We start from the raw sequence: 19,302 nt of genomic DNA, 5'->3' as shown, positions 1-19,302 counted from the left end.
GCCGAATTGAATGCCGATGAAGATGCAGCCAAGACTTGACCCGACCGGGCTTTTCGACGTCCGCTACGCCGGCTTCCTGGAGACAGTCGCGCATTTGCGTGGACGGCTGCACCGCTACTGTGCACGTATGACCGGTTCGACGCTCGACGCCGAAGACGTGATGCAAGAGGCGCTGTTCGAGGCCTATCGGAAGATCGAGAAGCTGGACGATGCGACTGCTCTTCGCCCCTGGCTGTTTCGCATTGCACATAATCGCTGCATCGATTTCCTGCGAAGCCGGCAGGTGCGTCAGCATGCGGAGGCCAATTTCGTCGAAGACGAGATCATCCTGCCGGTCGAGCCGGCGGGCAAGGGCGCGGATCGCGCGATGGAACGGCTGGTGATCCACCTGCCGCCCAAGGAACGCGCCTGCGTCCTGCTCAAGGACGTCTTCGACTATTCGCTGGAAGAGATCGCCGATCTCGTCGGCTCGACCGTGGGTGGCGTCAAGGCCGCGTTGGGCCGTGGCCGCTCCAAATTGGGCGCCTTGTCAGGCGAGCCAATCGTGCGTTCGGAGCCCCAACGCGATCCGGAACTTCTGGAATTGCTCAGCCGCTATGTCGAACTGTTCAACCGCCGCGACTGGGACGGGGTTCGGGCGTTGACCAGCGCCGACGCACAATTGCGGGTCGCGGATTGCTTCAAGGGCAGGCTGTCGGAATCACCTTACTTCGTCGAATATGAAAGAGCCTCGACGGCCTGGAAAATGGCGATTGGCATGATCGATGGCGAGGCGGTGCTGCTCGTGCTCCACCATGGCGAAGACGGTTGGAAGCCGGCCCATCCGGTTCGGATCGAAGCCGCTGGCGGGACCATAAATCGCATCACCGATTATTATGCCTGCCGCTGGATCATGCCGACGGCTGGTGCGGTGGTCGTTTCCAGGCCGGCCTAACCAACAGGACATGCAAGTGTCCGGCATCAACCTCAATGAAATGGGATCAATGCCGGACAAGACATAGGGGGCTTACTGAAGCTTCGCCTGCAAGGCGTTGACGTCATCCGTCGTCATTTCGCCATCGGTCGTCACCTTGCCGTCGACGATCTTCCAGAGCCGGAACGGGCCGGTGATGTCGCCGTACTTATCGAAGGCTACAGGGCCGATGACGCCTTCGTAGCGGATCGGCTTGCCGTCCTTGATCAGGCCGAGCGCCTTGGCGAACTCGTCCTTGCCGGCATAGATCGGCGTGCCGGCCGGATCGACCGCCTTGTACATCGCGTCCTTGATCTTGGCCGGATCCTCGGAGCCGGCAATCGCGATAGCCAAGCCGACAATGGCGCCGGCATCATAGGACCGGTCGGCCGCCGGGTTCGACGGCTCAATGCCCGAAAATTCCTTGTAGTTCTTGGTGAAATATTCGGTCGATGCGGTCGGGCTGGTGCCCGAGGAAGTGCCATAGGCATCCTTCAAATAGTCGGCGCCGACGGATTCGATGAAATCCGGGCTGTTCATGCCGTCATTGAGCAGGAATTTCTGGACACCGCCCTGCGAAATCCAGGTACGGGCGATGGTTGCGCCATCGACAGGCGTGCTGACGAGGTAAAGCCCGTCCGGTTCGCCGGCCATGGCCGCGGTTACCTCCGAGGCATAGCTCGACTGCTTTTCATTGTAAGGCGTGTCGGAGACGATGGTGCCACCGAGCGCCTTATAGGCACGCGAGAATTCCGCCACCATGTTGACGCCGAAGTCGTTGTTGACGTGGATGACCGACAGCTTCTTGAAGCCCTTGTCGATGGCATATTTGGCGGCGGCGACGCCCTGCAGAGCGTCCGAGGTGATGGTGCGGAAAAAGATGCCGTTGGTCTTGCCGTCGCGCCCGAGCGCCGTCAGCGTCGGCGACGACGAAGCCGGCGACACCTGGACGATCTTGGCCGGCGCGGTGACCGAGGTCAGGATCGGGATCGACACAGAGGAGATGATGCCGCCTATGATCACCGGCACCTTCTTGACCTGCACGAGCTGGGTTGCGGCGTCGACCGCAATGTTGCCCTGGCTCTGGCTGTCGCGCGTGTCGGTCGCGAGATCGCAGCCGCGCACGCCGCCGGCATCGTTGATGTCGCGGAAGGCCATTTCGACCGACTTGGCGCCGGCCTGGCCGTATTCGCCGGCCGGGCCGGTCAGTTCCATGACGAGGCCGACGGTGATCTTGCAGTCGGCGGCCTGCGCTGCGCCGGCCGCTGTCAGCAAGGCGAGCGCGGTGGTGATCTGAAGTACCGTCTTTGTCATTGTTGTTCCCCTTTCGTTACACGACTCTCATTCACGTCTTGAGCCTGTTCAGCCTTCCGGCACCTGCAGCCAGGTTTCATGCAGATGTCGCCATTCGACGCCGTTAGGCGCCGATGAACTGGTGGTGAAAACGGCACTCGAGCGACGGCGGCTGTGCCTGCCGGCGCGTTGCTGTGCCTCGACGTAGCAGACGACGATCGTGTCCCCGGCCTGCCAGTCGGCCCGGATGTCCTCGATCGAGATACTGAAATCGCCGTCGCAGCTGGCGCGGCTTGCCCTGACATGGTCGAGCACCGCGTCACGATCGAGGACCTGGCCATCCGGTGCAACCATCTGGAAGCCTTTGCCCATGACGCTTTCGAAGCGCCTGAAATCTGCATTGTCCGCACTTGCTGCATTGAACCAGTCGACGAAGAAGCGGTGGAGATCGACCACCTCGACGCTGGCGCGGGAAAGCAAGGAGGGGTTTTCGTCCATGGCCGCGTTCATTTCCTGCCTGCATTCAAATTGTAATGCATGATCGAGCCGTGGCGGCCGTGACGGTCGCGTTCCAATGTGTAGACGTCGCCCAGCGGCCCCCGGCTTTGCGCGATTACGGCAGCGATCCTCGCCCGTTCGTCTGCATCGAGCGCGACGTCCATGATTCTGGCATTGGCAAGGGCGTGCGCCTGGTTGCGGGCGCCGACGATGACGGCCGCCACTTGCGGCTGCTGCAGCACCCAGGCGCTGGCGATGGTGGCGATGTCGACACCGCGGTGGTCGGCGATGGCCTTCAGTGTGCGAAGCAACTCCTGGAAAAGCTCCCAGCCGCCGAAATCATCGATGATCAGCTTGTATTTGACCAGCGACCGGTTTTCGAGCGGCGTCTGCGGCTCGGTAACGCCAAGCCATTTTTCGCTAAGGAAGCCGCCAGCCACCGAACCGTAGCAGAGGAAACTGACGCCATGCCGGCTGGCGAGTGCTGCAAGGCTGTTCGCCGGCCGCTGGTCGAGCACCGAGTATTGCAATTGCTGGCTGACCAGCGGCACACCCGCGGCCAGGATCTCGGCCAGCCGCAGCGTGTCGAAGTTCGTGGTGCCGATATTGCGCACCTTGCCTTCCCTGCGGATTTCGTCGAGCCAGCCCATCGCGTCGACATAGCGGGGCACCGAATAGTCCCACCAATGGAACTGCACAAGATCGAGGCGCTCAGTCTTCAACCGCCGCAGCGACTGGTCGACGATGCTGCTGATGTAGTCGCGGCCGATCGTGGAGAGCCGTTCGAGGTCAGGCACCAGCTTGGTGTGCACCTTCATCTTGGCGGCAGCGTCGAGGCCACGCTCATTGGCAAGGCGCAGGCGCGCCGCACCAATCAGTTCCTCGACACCGGTATAGATATCGGCGCAATCATAGGTCCAGATGCCGGCGTCGAACGTGGCGATCAGGTCGCTCACCGCCTGTTGGCGATCGACCGCGCCGTGCCCGCCGGCAAGCTGCCAGCCGCCGCGAATGACGCGCGAGATCGTGTAGCCGGGACTCAGTTCGAATGCCTTGGCGGTCATCTCTGGTCACTCTCCTTCGGCAGCGGAACCGCCGTGGTCTCGGCATGGCTGAACCGCCGCTTGCCCGTCCTGACGATCCGCAGCCGGCTGGCGCAATTCGGATCCGGACAAGCGATCTCGGCGTCCGACGTCATCCAGTCGTTCCTGTGGGTCGGGCGCTGCTTTGCGGCCAGAAGCGGCAACACTGCCGCAATGGAATAGATCGAGAAACCTTGCCCCGCCGGCATCGACAGCATCTCGCCCTTCAACTCGAAATAGTCGCCGGGCTTGGCGCCGCAATAGATCGGCTTGCCCTTGGGGATAACCGCCTCGACGCGAAGGTCGAAGAGTTCGAAACTGTCGTCGGTCTCAGCCATTCAGATCTCCACCCGGGTGAAGGTGATGTCGCAGGCACCGTTGCGGCGGATCACGCCACAAGCGGCTGCGAATTTATCGCGATCCTCAGGCACCACCTGCGCGACGACGCTTCCGGCAAGCCAGCCGATCGGGAATAGCAGGCGTGCACCCGCTCCGTAGAACAGGCCGACGTCAAAGATGGCATTCGGGTTGCCGCCCCACATGCGCGGCGGCACGTAGGACAACACGATGTCCCCCGGCTGCGGCGTCAGCGTTGCGTTCTCCGCCGGCAAGGGCCTGGCATACGTTTGGCCCTCAAGTTCGGCTGATGGAACCGGGCAGGAGATTTCCGGCCCCGTCCACATAGCATGGATGCCGGCAACGACGCGCGGCTGCTCGAGATAGGCCAGCAGGAAGGCAGCGTTGTCGGGCGCCTTTTCAGGCAACATCAGCGCGGTCACGGAAAGCATCGAGTGTGGCTCGGTGATGCTGATGCCAGGCGCCCTCATGCCCTCAATCCTTCCTTGCTTGTGGATTGGAGCTTGTCGCGCAGAAAGGCGAAGGGCCGGCTGATGTCGGCCACCAGAGCCTCGCGCGCCGCTTGCGCATCCTGCCTTGAAAGCGCTGCGACGATGCTGCGGTGGTAGTGGGCCGTATCGACCTCGCCGGCGTCGGAAAAGGCGTAGATGGCTACGCGGATGCACGGTCCGGATTGCAGCCAGAGGCTCTCGATCATCGGGATCAGCACGGCGGAACCGCAGCATCGGTAGATCTCGAAGTGGAAGCTCTGATTGAGCGTCGCCTCCCGGTCGATGTCCTTCTTGTGCTTCAGCGCCCGCATCTCGTCCCACTCGCCGAGCATGGCCTCGACCGAAGCGATCTGGCGCGGGTTCATGCGCGTCGCGGCCAGCGCGATCGCTTCGCCCTCGATCAGAGAGCGGGCGCGCAAGAGGTCGTCGATGCGCTCCAGCGTGATCGGCGGCACGCGCACTGAACGGTTGGGAAGCGCCTCCAGTGCCTTCTCGGTGATCAGCCGTCCGAGCGCCTCGCGCACCGGCATGGTGCTGGTGACCAGCGCGTCGGCGAGGCCGCGGATGGTCAGCACCTGGCTCGGCTCGAAAAGGCCGCCGATCAAGGCGCGGCGCAGCTCCGAATAGACGCGATCCTGCACGGTCTCGCGGCCGACCGGCGTAAGCTGGGCTGCGATCATCTCATTGTTCTTTTCGATGGCGGCCTTCTGCATAGGCAATCCCGGTCTTGGCCGTTTTCGGCTTGCGGAAGAAATTAAAGCCGAATAGCGTGATCAAAGCAAGCGTGATCACAAATCAGATCATAGGCGACGAAGATCGCTTTTCGGCCAGAGGAATTGATGAGCGACACGACGGAACGGCAGGAGGAGATCCGTACGCCGGTCCTCACGGCCAGGAACGTCCTCAGACGCTTCGGCGGCCTGGTCGCGGTCAACAATGTCTCGTTCGACGTCCGGCCGGGCGAAATACTTGGCCTTATCGGCCCGAACGGCGCCGGCAAGACCACGATGTTCGACCTGCTCGCCGGCAGCATTCTGCCGACCAGCGGCGAAATCCTCCTCAACGGCGTATCGGTGTCGGGGGAAGCTGCCCATCGCCGCATCCGCCGCGGCCTCGGCCGCACGTTCCAGATCCCCCGGCCCTTGCCTAACCTGACGCTGATCGAAAACGTCATGCTGGCTGCTCAAGGGCAGGCCGGAGAAAAACTGCTCGCCAATTTCCTGACGCCCCGGCGGGTCGCTGCCGAAGAAAGGGCTGCCGAGATAAGAGCCGTCGAACTACTCGAGCTCGTCACGATCGCTCACCTTGCGCACGAGCCGGCGCGCGTGCTTTCAGGCGGCCAGCGCAAGCTGCTCGAGCTGGCCCGCGTGATGATGGCCGACCCGGCGATCATCCTGCTCGACGAGCCGGCGGCCGGGGTCAACGCAACCCTGCTCGAGATCATCATCGACCGCATCCGCGACATCAATGCGCGCGGCATCACCTTCCTGCTGATCGAGCACAATATCGACATGGTGACGCGACTCTGCCACCGCGTGCTGGTCATGGCGAGCGGCCAGCTTCTGCGCGAAGGCACTCCGGACGAGGTGGCGCGTGACCCACGCGTCATCCAGGCCTACCTCGGAGGCACGGCATGAGCCAAAGGGTACTCGATGTCCGCGATCTCGAAGCCGGCTATGAGCCCGGCGTTCCGATCGTGCGCGGCGCCTCGATCACCGTCGACAAGGGCGAGATCGTCGTCGTCCTCGGTCCCAACGGCGCCGGCAAGTCGAGCCTTATCAAGGCCATCGCCGGCCTTGTCCCGATCACCGGCGGCACGGTGCTGCTGGACGGCAAGGATATCACGGCGTCGCCCGCCCACACCATGGTCCGCCTTGGCCTTGCCTTCGTGCCACAGACGGAGAACATCTTCCCGCTGATGTCGGTCGAGGACAATCTCAAGGTCGCCTGCGGCATTCTGAGGCCGCGCGAGGTCCCCGCCCGCATTGAGGAAATGTATGCGGTCTTTCCCGATCTCGCCCTTCAGCGCAGAACAGCCGCGGGCAATCTCTCAGGCGGACAGCGGCAGATGCTGGCCGTCGCGCGGGCATTGATCGTCCATCCCAAGGCGCTGGTGCTCGATGAGCCGTCGGCCGGCCTGTCGCCGAAATTCGTGTCGATGGTGTTCGAGATGCTGGCCGGCATCCGCAAATCCGGCGTCACCATCCTGCTGGTCGAGCAGAACGCGAAGGCAGCGCTTGCCATTGGAGACCGCGCCTACGTGCTGGTCGAGGGCAAGGAGCGGCACCAGGGCATCGCCTCCGAGCTCTGGAACGATCCGGTCGTCGCCGAACTCTACCTTGGCCAGCGCCGCCCCGACTTCGGGAAAGGAGGCGCGGCATGAACCTGCAATTTGTCGTCGACGGACTGCTGGCAGGCTCGATGATCGGCCTCGGCGCCATCGGCGTGACGCTCACCTATTCGATCCTGCGCTTCTCGAACTTCGCCCATGGCGACTTCATGGCCTGGGGCGCCTATGCGACGCTGGCCGTGGTTGGCGCCATTGGCGCGATGTTCGGCAAGATCGCGCCGATCGCGCCCCTCTCCTTCGGTTGGCCGCTGATCGCCGCGCTCATCATCGGCATGGCGGTTACCGGCCTGCTGGCACTGGCGCTCGATCTGGTGCTGTTCGCGCGGCTGCGGGCCAAGGGCCAGGCGATCATCGTGGTGATGGCCAGCTTCGGCGCCTCGATGGCGCTGAGAAGCCTGCTCGAATTCATCTTCACCTCGCGTCCGACCTATTTCAGCCGGGCCATCCAGATCGCCATGCCCGTCGGCTTCGGCATTCGCATCACCCCCGACCAGATCGCGCTGCTGCTGCTGACCGCCGTGCTGGTGCTCGGTGTGCACCTCCTGATGACCCGCACCCAGACCGGCCGTTCGATGCAGGCATTGAGCCAGAACGCGGCACTGGCGCGCATCGTTGGCATCGACGTCGCCAAGGTGGTGCGCGTCACCTGGCTCATCGGCGCGGCGCTGGCCTGCGTCGCCGGCGTCATGATCGGCATTCTCATTCAGATCCGGCCATTCATGGGTTTCGAGATGCTGTTGCCGATGTTCGCGGCCGCCATCCTCGGCGGCATCGGCAGCGTGCCCGGCGCCGTTCTCGGCGGTTTGATCATCGGCATGGCCGAAGCGGGTGCCGTGCAATTGATCGGCGCCGAATGGCGGGCGGCCGTCTCCTTCATCATCCTGATGGCGGTGCTGTTCGTGCGCCCCATCGGCCTTTTCGGAGTGAGGGAACGCTGATGGATCTGCTCGGCTACGGCGCTTTCTTCCTGACCACCGCGCTGATTTTTTCGCTCGTCACGCTCGGGCTCAACCTGCAATGGGGGCTGACCGGGCTTTTCAATGTCGGGGTCGCCGGCTTCGTTGCCATCGGCGCCTACACCTCGGCACTGCTGACCACGCCCGACGATGCCGCGCGGCTCGGCGGCTTCGATCTGCCGATCCTTGTCGGCTGGCTCGGCGCCATGCTGGTGGGCGGCGTCGCGGCCGCCATCACCGGCATCGCGACGCTGCGCCTGAGATCGGACTATCTGGCGATCACTACTTTCGGCGTCGCCGTCGTCGTGCAACTGGTAGCGCTCAATGCCCAGAAGCTGACCGGCGGCCCATTCGGCATCGGCTTCATTCCGCGTCCGCTCGGCGGTCTTGCCGAAACGCCGTTGCTGTTCAACCTTTCGAACCTTGCGATCGTCTCGGTGGTGACGCTGATCGTCTATCTCGCGCTGGAGCATCTGTCGCGCAGCCCGTGGGGGCGCGTGTTGAAGGCGCTTCGCGAGGACGAGCGGGCCGCGATATCCCTAGGTAAAAGCGCACGGTTCTACCGCGTCCAGGCCTTTGCCGTGGGCGGTGCCATCATGGCACTGGCCGGCGCGTTGCAGGCGCATTTCACCGGCTTCATCGCTCCGGACAATTATCTGCCGGCGCTGACCTTCCAGGTCTGGGTGATGCTGATCGTCGGCGGCTCGGGCAGCAACATCGGCGCCGTCATCGGCAGCATCCTGGTCTGGGCGATATGGGCCGGATCGGGAGCCTTGACCAGTGTGTTGTTCTCGCCGGAACAGCAGGCACGCGCCGCTTCGCTGCAGATCGTGGCGATCGGCGTGATGTTGTGCGTCATCCTTCTGGTCAGGCCGAACGGCCTGTTCGGCGACAGGCCGCGGCGCGCAAGGTTCGGCAAGGGCGCGAAAGCGGCTCCGGACGAGAGCGCTGCAAGGTCATGAGCAGCGTTGCCGTGCCACGCGGCCTTTCGCTATGGCACGCCGTCGGCCGTAACCGCCGCGACCGGCCTTCGCTCGAAGGTGCACTCGAGGTCGATCTGGCGATTGTCGGCGGCGGATTTTCTGGCCTTTCCGCCGCGCTGCACACCGCCGAGAAAGGCATCTCGGTCGCCGTCCTCGAAGCCGAAATCATCGCCTGGGGGGCGACCGGCAGGAACGCCGGTTTTGTCGTGCCGAATTTCGCAAAAAGAGACCCCGACGATATCATTGCCCAGCTCGGACCCGAACGCGGCGAACGCCTTGTCGGGTTCGCCGCCGGCAGCGCTGACCTCGTCTTCGACCTGATCAAGCGGCATGCCATCGAATGCGATGCCATCCAGAGCGGCTGGATACAACCAGCCCATTCACCGGCCGCTTTGGAAAAGACCAGATCGCGGGCCGAACAATGGGCAAGGCGCGGAAGGCCGACTGTTGCGCTGGACAGGCAAGCGATCGAGGATCTGACCGGCGTTCACGGCTATGTCGGCGGCTGGATGGATCGGTCGGGTGGCGTCCTCAATCCGGTCGAATATGCGCGCGGCCTCGCCGATGCGGCGGAAAAGGCCGGCGCGCGCATTTTCGAACATACGCGTGTCGCGTTGATCGATCACATAGGCGATGGTTGGGCTTTGAAGACGGCCTCCGGCTCGGTACGCGCAGGAAAGGTGCTGGTCGCCACCAACGCCTATGGCGGGCCGCTGGATCGCGCGCTGCAGCGAACCTATTTCCCGCTGAAAATCTTCCAGATCGCGACAGCGCCGCTGCCGCGCGAGATACGCACTCGCCTGCTTCCTGGCGGGCAAGGCGTCGGCGACACAAGACGCAATCTCTTCACCTTCCGCTTCGACGGCGAAAACAGGCTGATCACTGGCGGCATGCATGTTTTTGGCCCCGGTGCCGACACGCGGGTGCCGCGGGCGATCTGGCGGCGCCTGGCAAAACACCTTGACCTCCCGGAGATCCCGCCGCTTGAATATAGCTGGTCGGGGATGGCTGCCGTCGAGCCCGACTTCCTGCCGCGCCTTGTCGATCTCGGCCCCGGCCTGATCGCGGGCTTTGCCTGCAACGGACGCGGCATCGCCATGACGACGAGCATGGGCAAGGTGCTCGCGGATTGGACTGACGGAACAAAGCCTCAGGATTTGCCGCTGCCGTTTGCGCCGCCGTCGCCGATCCCGTTCCACGGCCTGACGCGGCACGCGCCAAACATGCTGCTTCCCCTAAGCATGCTGCGCGATCGGCTGGATGGCTGATCGACGTGCGCGTCCGTCCGCCGTCCTGATACCGAACCGCTAGACTCGCTCAAATCATGTTGTTAACGACAGCGGATGAAGCAGAACTATCTTTATCTCATCATCGGCGCTTTGGTCGTCGCCGTCATTGCCTTGGGCATTTACGTCTATCGCGAGGAGACCAAGCCGAAAGGCGTGGAACTTCGTATCGACGATTCCGGCATTTCAGTTCAGGAAAAGTAGACATTTCTGCTCCCCGACTTGCGCGCTGAAGCCGACTTGCACCGTCTCAACCAAGCTCCAAGGTCGTTATCGCATAGACACCGGACTGCGTGAGCTGCGGCGCCCTTCCCTTGTACATTCGAGCCGTTTCGAAGCCCGGTTGAAGGCTGGCGGACGACAGCAAATCTGCAAATTGCCCGCTGGTTTCGGGGACGTCGAGATGGACGTTTCCGGGGCCGCACATCTGCGCGAGCGCGGCGAAGAGACGGCTTGCCGTGTCCAGATTGTCGGCAAAGAGCGGGCCGACCTTGCAGCCGTCGCGGCATCGGCGCGCGACGCCGTATCCCGCAATTGCGCCGTCCTTGACCATGGCAAGCGCCATATGCGGCGGGCGCAGCCAGTGTTCCAGGAAGGACTGTCTCGGGCCGGGAAAGAAGCGGCGGTCATAGGCCAGTATGTCCGGCACGAGATCCGGCCCTATTGCGCAAATGTCACTGCCGACGGCTGCCGGAACATCCGGCAATCCGACGAACCGGATCGTCCGGTAGGCCGGTGCAAAACCCATGCTGCGGTAGTTGGCCTGCTGTTCGACGACGCCGTCGAGTCCGATCGTGCGGTTGCCGAGCCGCGCCATGCCGGCATCCCAGACCGCCTTGCCATGGCCCGCACCGCGCCTGTCCGGCCGGCAGATATAGAGGCCGATGAAGCCGAAATCGTCGCCATACGCCACAGCCGAAATGCCGGCCACCATCTCGCCTTCGACAAAGGCGCCGATGAAGCCCTGCGGGTCCGCTGCCTGGAACAGAGCGGCGTCGCCGAGGCCGGCATTCCAGCCTTCCTGCGCCGCCCAGTCGACAAGGGTTTCCACCTCTTCAAGTGCGAGTGTTCGGATCGTTCTGAGCATTTTCGATCACTCGGCGGCGCCAGGCGCGAAGGATTTCAACGCGCCATGATAAGACTTTGCCAACGGGCTTGCATAGGCGCCGCGCTTGGATGTCGTCAGGCCAAGGGCGATCAATGCCTCGGCCTGTTTCACGGCAGCGCCCACGCCGTCGATGACCGGAAGCCCGAATTCCCGCTGCAGCGCCGCCGCCAGATCGGCCATGCCGGCGCAGCCGAGCACGATCGCCTCGGCGCGATCCTCGTCGATGGCGCGCGCAATCTCGTTGCGCAGCCTGAGCAGTGCGTCGGACGCCGGATCTTCGAGGGCAAGAACCGGGATGTCGGCGGCGCGCACACGCGCGCGCCCTGCCATGCCATAGCGCTGCACCAACCCTTCGACCGGCACGCGCGAACGTCCGGTGGTGGTGACGACGGTGAAGCGCTGGGCGATGAACGAGGCCGTGCTGAGCGATGCCTCGCAGATGCCGATGACCGGAATGTTGGCCATGGCGCGCGCGGCATCGAGGCCGGTGTCGTCGAAGCAGGCGATGATCGCGGCCCCCGCGCCCGAGCGTTCACCGGCGGCGATCTCGACCAGCAGGCCGGGCACGGCAAGCGCTTCATCGTAATAGCCTTCGATCGACACCGGGCCCATCGTAGAGGTAACGGCAACAATCTTCGTCGATTGAGCAGCGACCGATCGGGCGGCGACCGCGATAGTCTCGGTCATGCTGGCGGTGGTGTTCGGATTGACGACGAGGATCTGCACGGTTAGGCGCGCTCGCGGCGGCGGCCGAGATAGACGATTGCGCCGAGCGTCAGCAAGATCACCAGGAAGGAAAACACGGTCGTCACGGTGCCCAGCGCATAGAGCACCGGCGTCGTGACATTCGTCGTCATGCCGTAGATTTCGAGCGGCAGCGTGTTGAAGGTGCCCGACGTCATCAGCGTGCGAGCAAACTCGTCATAGGAGAGGGTAAAACCAAACAGGCCGACGCCGATCAGGCTGGGTGCGATCATCGGCAGGACGACATGCGCGAAGGTTTGCCACGACGATGCTCCGAGATCGCGCGCGGCTTCCTCGTAGGCCGGCGAGAACCGATTGAAGACAGCAAACATAATCAGCACGCCGAAAGGCAAGGTCCAGGTCAGATGGGCGCCGAAAGCGGATGTGTACCAGGCGGGGCGGAAGCCGATCTGCTGGAAGACGACGCCAATGCCGAGACTGATGATGATCGAGGGCACGACCAAGCTGGCGACGGCCAGATAGAACAGTGCGGTTGCGCCGCGAAATTTCTGCCGGAAGGCAAGGCCGGCAAGGAGCGACACGGCGACAGTGACGACCATCACCATCAGGCCAAGGACGAGCGAGCGTTTGAAGCTGCCGCCGAAGTCGCCGACCGCCTGGCGCTCGAACAGGTTGGCAAACCAGTGCAGCGAGACGCCGTTCAGCGGAAATGTCAGACCGCCATTCTCGCCCTGGAAAGAGAGGATCAGGATCGCCGAAAGCGGGCCGTAGAGGAACAGCACGAAAACCGCGAAGAACGCCGCCAGCACGTAGAATTCGAAGCTGCGCTTGTCGTGTCTCAAAGTCTCACAGCTCCTTGCGAATGTCGACGATGCGCAGGATGCCCGCGACCATCAGCAGGACCAGCACCAGCAGCACGACCGCGTTGGCAGCGGCCGCCGGATACTGCAGCAGCGACATCTGGTTCTTCATCATCAGCGCGACGGAGGCGCTCTGGCCGCCGGACATCACCTGCACCGTCGAAAAGTCGGCCATCACCAGCGTGACGACGAAGATGGTGCCGATCGCCATGCCGGGCTTGGCAAGCGGCATGACGACGTTCCACAGAACCTGCCAGCCGGAAGCCCCGGCGTCGCGCGCGGCCTCGATCAGCGACTTGTCGATGCGCATCAGCGTGTTGAAGATCGGCGTCACCATGAATAGCGTGTAGAGATGCACCATGGCCAGCACCACGGCGAATTCGGAATAGAGCAGCCACTCGATCGGCTTCGGGATCAGTCCCATCTGCACCAGCGTCGAGTTGACCAGGCCATTGCGGCCAAGCACCGGAATCCACGAGATCATGCGGATGATGTTGGAGGTCAGGAACGGCACCGTGCAGACCAGGAACAGCACCATCTGCATGGCTGTGGTTCTGATATGGAAGGCGAGGAAATAGGCGACCCAGAAACCGATGAACAGCGTCAGCGCCCAGACGATGGCGGCGTATTTCAGCGTATTTAGATAGGTCTTCCAGGTAACCCACGAGCCGAGCGTGTCGGCGTAGTTGGTGGTCAGGAAATCCGGGTACATCGCCGCGAAATCGTAGTCCCAGAATGAGACCACGGCGATCATCAGGATCGGCAGCAAGAGAAACGCGCCGAGGATCATCGCCAGCGGTGTCGCCTGGAGATAGGGTGCGACGCCGGCAAAGGAGCGCCTACGTCTGGCAGGCTTTGTGGCAATGGTTGCTGGCTGATCGAGTGCCACTGTCATCTGGAACAGCCCTGGGGTGTCGCAAAGGGCCGATAGTCCGGCACGCCGTGATCCTTCCCGCCCCCCTCTGTCCTGCCGGACATCTCCCCCGCAAGGGGGGAGATTTGCAATTTGGCTGCTAGCTCTCCTCTTGAAGCATTGGAGATTGGCGAAATCAGAGATGACGGCGCAATCTCCCCCCTTGCGGGGGAGATGTCCGGCAGGACAGAGGGGGTGGGAAGGAATGAGGCATCTCAGTTGTTGCCCGGCTGCATCAAGCAGCGATGAACTCGTTCCAGCGCTTCACCATGTAGCGGTCTTCGTCCATGACCGAGTTCCAGCAGGCGACCTTGCCCATACGCTCTTCGAACGAGCCGCCGTCACGCACGGCGCCGGCCTTTTCCATGACCTTGCCGTCCGGCGACAGGATATCGCCCTTTGCCGGCTTGCCTTCGATCCAGTAGCCCCACTCGTCCTCGGACATGAACTTCTTGGCCGACACCATGTTGGCCGAGTAGTAGCCCTGGCGATTGAGATAGCCGCCCACCCATCCTGACGTGTACCAGTTGATGTATTCATAGGCGGCGTCGAGTTCGGCGCCGGAGAGATGGGCTGCCAGGCCAAGCCCGCCACCCCAGGAGCGGTAGCCTTCCTTGAGCGGCTGGAAGCGGCACGCGATGCCCTTGGAGCGGACTGCGGCCACGGCCGGCGACCACATCGACTGGATTACCACTTCGCCTGAAGCCATCAGGTTGACGCTTTCGTCGAAGGATTTCCAGAAGGCGCGGAACTGGCCGGCTTGCTTGGCCTTGATCAGGAAGTCGATCGTCTTGTCGATCTCCTCCTTGGTCATGTTGCCCTTGTCGGCGTATTTGATGTTGCCCGTTGCCTCCATGATCATCGCCGCATCCATGATGCCGATCGACGGGATGTTGAGGATGGCGGTCTTGCCCTTGAAGGCCGGATCCATGATGTCGGCCCAGGTGGTGATATCGCGGCCGACGAGGTCGGGGCGGATGCCGAGCGTATCGGCATTGTAGATCGTCGGCACCATGGTGAACCAATTGGTCGGCGCCTTGGCGAAAACCTTGCTGTCCTGCGCCTCGACGTAACCGACGGTATGCGGCGCGGTGCCCTGGGCAATGACGCTGTCGGGCGTCAGCTTGCCGGTTTTGAACAGCGGCACCAGCTCGTCGTAATATTTCAGCTTGCTGACATCCATCGGCTGCAGGACGCCTGTCGGGAACACCTTCTTGCAGATCCAGTATTCGATGTCGGCGATGTCGTAGCTGTCGGGCTGCGTCACGGCGCGCTGCGCGGCGGCGTCGGAATCGGTTGCTGTCATCTCCAGCGTGATGCCGAGATCGGCTTTGCACTTTTCGGCGATGGCATTGAGATTGGAGACGCCGGTGCCGAACTGGCGCAGCGTGATGTTCGATTGCGCCCAGATGGTCGGAAAGCCTGATATGGCGCCGGAACCGGCGGCGAAACCGACGGCGGCGGCACCTGTCTTCAGCAGCGAACGTCGCGATATTCCAGTCTTCTTGTCGGTGGTGTTGGTCATGTTCAGTTCCCCTGTTTTGGTTGGTTATGCTGGGTTTCAGGAATCGAGACGGCCAAGGACGATCGCGTCCTCGGCGTCCCAGGCGATCGGCACTGCGTCGCCGACGGCGACCGGCCTGGCGAAGAAGCTGGTGTCGTCGACGATCACCGTGAAATCCTCGATGCCGGCGCCATTGACCGAGAGCTTCACGGACGAGCCGCGGTACTCGACGTTTGCAATGATGCCGGTGAAGCCGAGCCCGGCTGCCGCCGGCACGCCGATGCGCACGTGGTCGGTGCGAATGGCGATGTCGATGGGCTCCCCGGTCTCCCTGCCCTGCCCGCTCGCGGCGAACGCGACGCCGCCGGGCACGTCGAAAACGACCATGCCGTCGCGACTACCGGCGACGCGGCCGGAGATGACGTTGTGGTCGCCCATGAAACGAGCGACGAAGGCGGTGGCCGGCCGCTCGAACACCGTGCGCGGGTGCGCCGCCTGCTCGATTCGGCCGTCGTTCATCACCACGATCAGGTCGGCCAGCGCCATCGCCTCTTCCTGGCTGTGGGTGACGTGGACGAAAGTGATGCCGAGCGATGTCTGCAGCTTCTTCAGTTCGGCCCGCATGCGGATCTTCAGGAACGGATCGAGCGCCGAAAGCGGTTCGTCGAGCAACAGCGCCTCGGGATCGGTGATCAATGCGCGGGCAAGAGCAACGCGCTGCTGCTGGCCGCCGGAAAGCTGCGCCGGACGACGGCTGGCATAGGCCTCCATCTGCATCAGCTTCAGCATGTCGAGTGCCTTGGCGCGGCGCTCTTCCTTGCCGACGCCCTTCATCTTCAGGCTGAAGGCGACATTGTCGATCAGGTCGAGATGCGGAAACAGCGCGTAGGACTGGAACATCATGGCGGTGCCGCGCCTGGCCGGCGGCAGGTCGGTAACCACTGTGTTGCCGAGACGCACGTCGCCGCTCGATATGCTCTCGTGCCCGGCGATCATGCGCAGCGTCGAGGTCTTGCCACAGCCGGACGGACCGAGCAGGCAGCAATAGGTTCCCGCAGGGATTTTCAGGCTGATGCCTTCGACGGCAGTCGTCGCGCCATAGACTTTCGAAACGGACACAATGTCGATTTCGGCGGCTTTGGACATCCAGCTTCCCCTTTGGTCGGATTAGCCAAAGCATCATGCGTGCCAGTTGCGCACCGCCGCACCAACCGGCTGAATCCTCGAAGAAATCAGGGCCGCCTCTATATGGCTGCCGATACGGCATCCTTGTGCAATGCACAAATTATAGGCGGTTGCCACCGATCCTCGCGAAAATCGTATGCAATCTTTTTCGTTCCTGTATTCACTTTGTCTCTCGTCCAAGCGACGCGATTCAGGATAGAAGAAGGCAGGACCACTGCCATGAACATTGCCAACCAGACTATCCCTGCTATCGAGGCCGCCAACGAGGATCGCGCGCAGGCGATCCGCGACCAGTTGCGCGACGCGATCGTCGATCGCCGGCTGGCGCCGGGAACCAAGCTTTCCGAGGGCGAAGTCGGCACGCTGTTCGATGTCAGCCGCACCGTGGCGCGCGCCGCACTGCAGATGCTCTCCTTCGAGGGATTGGTGCGCACCGAGCGCAATCGCGGCGCCTTCGTCGCCAATCCGTCGCCGGAGGAAGCGCGGCAAGTTTTTGCTTCGCGCCGGCTCATCGAACCCGGCATCGCGATTGCCGCCGTCGGGCGGATGACGCCGGCGCATGTCGCCGCGTTCAAGGCCCAGCTCGACGAAGAAGGCCGTTTCATCGCCGAACGCGGACCGAATGCAAGGCGATCGGAGATCAAGGCGTCGGGGGATTTTCACCTGCTTCTGGCGTCGGTCGCGGGAAACGTCATCCTGCAGCGCTTCATGGAGGAATTGGTCGCTCGTTCATCGCTGGTGATCGCACTCTATGGCCGCTCGGGTATCTCGAGCTGCGGCCACAACGAACACACGCAGATCCTCGAAGCGCTGGAAAATGGCAATGCCGAACGCGGCAGCGCCCTGATGCTGCACCACATCGACCATATCGAGGCCGACCTCGATTTGCGCGTCAGGAGCGGCCCGGCACTCAGGCAGGCGCTCGAGTTCTGAGGTCACTTCAACGCACGATCCTCACGCACATCGGCGTGCCGATGTCGATGGATCGGCCGGTATCGGTCAGCCGGCCGGTTGCGGCATCACGGGCGAAAATCGAGATGCGGTCGGCATTCTGGTTGGCCGAGAACAGATGGCCGCCGAAGGCGTCAGGGCCAGGTTGCGCGGCGTGGCGCCCCCGCAAGGCGTATAGCCCACAAGGGCAAGTCTGCCGGCTTGCTGGTCGACCGAAAACACGGCGATGCTATTATGGCCGCGGTTGGAGCCATAGAGGAAGCGGCCGTCGGGCGAGATCTGGATGTCGGCGCAGTGATTGCCGTCGCGCGCCTCGGGCGGCACCGCCGGCTTACTGTCGATCACCGCAAGCTTGCCTGATCCGTCTTCCAGCGCCAGCGAGACGACCGTCGAATCCAGCTCGTTCATGACGAACACGAAGCGGCCGCCCGGATGCAGCGCGAGATGGCGCGGACCAGCCCCCGGCGCAAGCGCCGATTCGGCGAGCTTCGTCAGACTGCCGTCTGAGCCGATGCGATAGGACACCAGCTGGTCGATGCCGAGGTCGGCGACGATCGCAATGCCGCCGGCAACCGTCTCGGTTACGCTATGGGCGTGCGGCCGCTCCTGGCGTGCGGGGTCTGGTCCGGTCCCGCTATGGGCGACGCTCGACAACGGTGCGGTCAGGCCGCCATCCTCGCGCAGCCCCAAGACCACGACCGAGCGATCGGGGCCGCCCTCGCCCATGCCGTAATTGGCGACCAGCAGCTTGGTCCCGTCGCGCGTGATGGTGTTATGCGCCGTGATGCTGCCCAGCGTCGGCTGCTTGTTGATGTAGGACAGCGTGGCGGTCTGCCTGTCGAAACGGTAGGCCGAGACAACCCCTTCGCGCCAGGTGAACACTTCGGAATTGGCGTAGACGTGGGAGCCGTCCGGCGTCACCGACAGGAAGGTCGGATTGTCGATGTCTGCCGTCTCGGCCAGTTTCTTTGTCTCCAGCGTCCCCTCGTCGAAACTGTAGACGCCCAGCCCGACGCCGCGCGCGCCCTGAAAATATGGGGCGTCGCGATTGAGGCTGCCGACGAAAACCAGACAGGCATTCTGCATCACTTCCTCCCATGTTCCGCCGGCATTGGCCGCGACGGAGCCGCCAAAATTTCACCGAGACTCGCTTGCATCACAACCCCATATGTGAAAATACTATTCACAAAAGAAGATTGACGGGAGGATCGATCATGCATTTCGCTGGTCTGCGGCGCGCCCTGATGGACGATTCCCGCTCCCAGAGGAAGTCGTCATGAGCGGTTTCGCGCCAACCGTGGGCGTGGCATCGACACACCCCGCCAACATGCCTAGGGATCACGCCGACCTTCCCGTCTGGAACGCGGAGAACTGGTTCTACGAAGACTGGCCGGTCGGCCAGAAGATCCGCTCGCTGCGCAGGACCATTGCCGAGGGCGACAGCCATCTTTTCAACGCGCTGGTGCTCGATATCAATCCTTACGTGCAGGACCAGATGTTCGCCGAAACAGAAGGCATCTTCGGCAAGCGCCTGGTCGCCGGCGCCTTCGTGTTCTCGGCCGGGCTCGGCCTCGTTGCCACCAATTGCATCAACGCTTTTTCCTATGGCTACGACAAATTGCGCTTCATCAAGCCGGTGTTCATCGGCGACACGATCTATTCGATCCGCTCCAACCTCGACAAGAAGCCAAAATACAAGGAAATGGGGCTGATCCGCGCCAGCTATGAAGTCTTCAAAGGTGAAGGCGAGCTTGTGCTTTATTGCGAGCACCTGCAGACGGTGAAGTACCGCAATCCGGCCGATTTCGCCGGCAAGACGGAGAAATAG

At 63.1% G+C, this 19,302-nt stretch carries 21 protein-coding genes and 1 pseudogene; 9 read left to right on the top strand and 13 right to left on the bottom strand.

Annotation, left to right across the window (positions count from 1 at the left end):
* Window positions 1–16: 16 nt before the first annotated feature.
* The gene (locus NKH42_RS04415; protein ID WP_352505367.1) at window positions 17–934 is read left to right on the top strand and encodes a sigma-70 family RNA polymerase sigma factor; all 918 of its coding nucleotides are present in this window, start codon (window positions 17–19) and stop codon (window positions 932–934) included.
* Between the two features lie 72 nt (window positions 935–1,006).
* Here NKH42_RS04415 and NKH42_RS04410 read toward each other — a convergent pair whose 3' ends face one another.
* The 6 genes from NKH42_RS04410 to NKH42_RS04385 are packed head-to-tail and all read right to left on the bottom strand — an operon-like array spanning window position 1,007 to window position 5,386.
* The gene (locus NKH42_RS04410) at window positions 1,007–2,266 is read right to left on the bottom strand and encodes an ABC transporter substrate-binding protein (RefSeq protein WP_352505369.1); all 1,260 of its coding nucleotides are present in this window, start codon (window positions 2,264–2,266) and stop codon (window positions 1,007–1,009) included.
* Window positions 2,267–2,314: 48 nt separating this feature from the next.
* Window positions 2,315–2,743 (bottom strand): DUF4440 domain-containing protein, encoded by a 429-nt coding sequence (locus tag NKH42_RS04405; RefSeq protein WP_352505370.1) that lies wholly within the window; start codon window positions 2,741–2,743, stop codon window positions 2,315–2,317.
* Between the two features lie 8 nt (window positions 2,744–2,751).
* Entirely contained in the window at window positions 2,752–3,807 is a 1,056-nt protein-coding gene (locus NKH42_RS04400; RefSeq protein ID WP_352505371.1) for an aldo/keto reductase, read from the bottom strand.
* A complete protein-coding gene (locus NKH42_RS04395) occupies window positions 3,804–4,163 on the bottom strand; it encodes a TIGR04076 family protein (RefSeq protein ID WP_352505372.1) in 360 nt (119 codons plus the stop codon). The genes NKH42_RS04400 and NKH42_RS04395 overlap by 4 nt, the downstream gene beginning before the upstream one ends.
* Window positions 4,164–4,652, bottom strand: coding sequence for a DUF3830 family protein (locus tag NKH42_RS04390; protein ID WP_352688652.1), 489 nt, complete (start codon window positions 4,650–4,652; stop codon window positions 4,164–4,166).
* Complete coding sequence (locus NKH42_RS04385) at window positions 4,649–5,386, bottom strand: GntR family transcriptional regulator (protein ID WP_352505374.1); 738 nt, start codon at window positions 5,384–5,386, stop codon at window positions 4,649–4,651. The genes NKH42_RS04390 and NKH42_RS04385 overlap by 4 nt, the downstream gene beginning before the upstream one ends.
* 126 nt (window positions 5,387–5,512) lie before the next feature.
* On the opposite strand from NKH42_RS04385, the gene NKH42_RS04380 reads away from it, so the two are divergent.
* From NKH42_RS04380 to NKH42_RS04355, 6 genes are all read left to right on the top strand, one after another.
* The gene (locus NKH42_RS04380) at window positions 5,513–6,310 is read left to right on the top strand and encodes an ABC transporter ATP-binding protein (RefSeq protein ID WP_352505375.1); all 798 of its coding nucleotides are present in this window, start codon (window positions 5,513–5,515) and stop codon (window positions 6,308–6,310) included.
* Window positions 6,307–7,056, top strand: coding sequence for an ABC transporter ATP-binding protein (locus NKH42_RS04375; protein ID WP_352505376.1), 750 nt, complete (start codon window positions 6,307–6,309; stop codon window positions 7,054–7,056). The genes NKH42_RS04380 and NKH42_RS04375 overlap by 4 nt, the downstream gene beginning before the upstream one ends.
* Window positions 7,053–7,961, top strand: coding sequence for a branched-chain amino acid ABC transporter permease (locus NKH42_RS04370; protein WP_352505377.1), 909 nt, complete (start codon window positions 7,053–7,055; stop codon window positions 7,959–7,961). The genes NKH42_RS04375 and NKH42_RS04370 overlap by 4 nt, the downstream gene beginning before the upstream one ends.
* Window positions 7,958–8,941 (top strand): branched-chain amino acid ABC transporter permease, encoded by a 984-nt coding sequence (locus NKH42_RS04365; RefSeq protein WP_352688736.1) that lies wholly within the window; start codon window positions 7,958–7,960, stop codon window positions 8,939–8,941. Before NKH42_RS04370 ends, NKH42_RS04365 begins: the two co-directional genes overlap by 4 nt.
* Window positions 8,938–10,230, top strand: a complete 1,293-nt coding sequence (locus NKH42_RS04360; protein ID WP_352505378.1) for an NAD(P)/FAD-dependent oxidoreductase — start codon at window positions 8,938–8,940, stop codon at window positions 10,228–10,230. The genes NKH42_RS04365 and NKH42_RS04360 overlap by 4 nt, the downstream gene beginning before the upstream one ends.
* Before the next feature lie 75 nt (window positions 10,231–10,305).
* Complete coding sequence (locus tag NKH42_RS04355; RefSeq protein WP_023716676.1) at window positions 10,306–10,452, top strand: hypothetical protein; 147 nt, start codon at window positions 10,306–10,308, stop codon at window positions 10,450–10,452.
* Window positions 10,453–10,498: 46 nt separating this feature from the next.
* Here NKH42_RS04355 and NKH42_RS04350 read toward each other — a convergent pair whose 3' ends face one another.
* The 6 genes from NKH42_RS04350 to NKH42_RS04325 all read right to left on the bottom strand — a co-directional run bounded on the left by NKH42_RS04350 (window position 10,499) and on the right by NKH42_RS04325 (window position 16,484).
* Window positions 10,499–11,335 (bottom strand): GNAT family N-acetyltransferase, encoded by an 837-nt coding sequence (locus tag NKH42_RS04350; RefSeq protein ID WP_352505379.1) that lies wholly within the window; start codon window positions 11,333–11,335, stop codon window positions 10,499–10,501.
* A gap of 6 nt (window positions 11,336–11,341) precedes the next feature.
* Complete coding sequence (locus NKH42_RS04345; RefSeq protein WP_352505380.1) at window positions 11,342–12,082, bottom strand: aspartate/glutamate racemase family protein; 741 nt, start codon at window positions 12,080–12,082, stop codon at window positions 11,342–11,344.
* Between the two features lie 2 nt (window positions 12,083–12,084).
* Entirely contained in the window at window positions 12,085–12,903 is an 819-nt protein-coding gene (locus NKH42_RS04340) for an ABC transporter permease (RefSeq protein WP_352505381.1), read from the bottom strand.
* A gap of 4 nt (window positions 12,904–12,907) precedes the next feature.
* Window positions 12,908–13,816 (bottom strand): ABC transporter permease, encoded by a 909-nt coding sequence (locus NKH42_RS04335; protein WP_352505382.1) that lies wholly within the window; start codon window positions 13,814–13,816, stop codon window positions 12,908–12,910.
* 253 nt (window positions 13,817–14,069) lie between these two features.
* A complete protein-coding gene (locus NKH42_RS04330) occupies window positions 14,070–15,359 on the bottom strand; it encodes an ABC transporter substrate-binding protein (RefSeq protein ID WP_352505383.1) in 1,290 nt (429 codons plus the stop codon).
* 36 nt (window positions 15,360–15,395) lie between these two features.
* Complete coding sequence (locus tag NKH42_RS04325; RefSeq protein WP_352701858.1) at window positions 15,396–16,484, bottom strand: ABC transporter ATP-binding protein; 1,089 nt, start codon at window positions 16,482–16,484, stop codon at window positions 15,396–15,398.
* A 258-nt stretch (window positions 16,485–16,742) separates the two neighbouring features.
* On the opposite strand from NKH42_RS04325, the gene NKH42_RS04320 reads away from it, so the two are divergent.
* The gene (locus tag NKH42_RS04320) at window positions 16,743–17,456 is read left to right on the top strand and encodes a GntR family transcriptional regulator (protein ID WP_352505385.1); all 714 of its coding nucleotides are present in this window, start codon (window positions 16,743–16,745) and stop codon (window positions 17,454–17,456) included.
* Between the two features lie 7 nt (window positions 17,457–17,463).
* On the opposite strand, the pseudogene NKH42_RS04315 reads toward NKH42_RS04320, so the two are convergent.
* Window positions 17,464–18,560 (bottom strand): annotated as a pseudogene (locus NKH42_RS04315) (lactonase family protein).
* Window positions 18,561–18,750: 190 nt separating this feature from the next.
* Between NKH42_RS04315 and NKH42_RS04310 the strand changes: the two are divergent.
* Complete coding sequence (locus NKH42_RS04310) at window positions 18,751–19,302, top strand: MaoC family dehydratase (protein WP_352701861.1); 552 nt, start codon at window positions 18,751–18,753, stop codon at window positions 19,300–19,302.

Origin of the sequence: Mesorhizobium sp. M1142, from assembly GCF_040318565.1 — a bacterium.
Taxonomy (GTDB): Bacteria; Pseudomonadota; Alphaproteobacteria; order Rhizobiales; family Rhizobiaceae; genus Mesorhizobium.
This window is presented reverse-complemented; position numbering and strand designations above follow the sequence as displayed.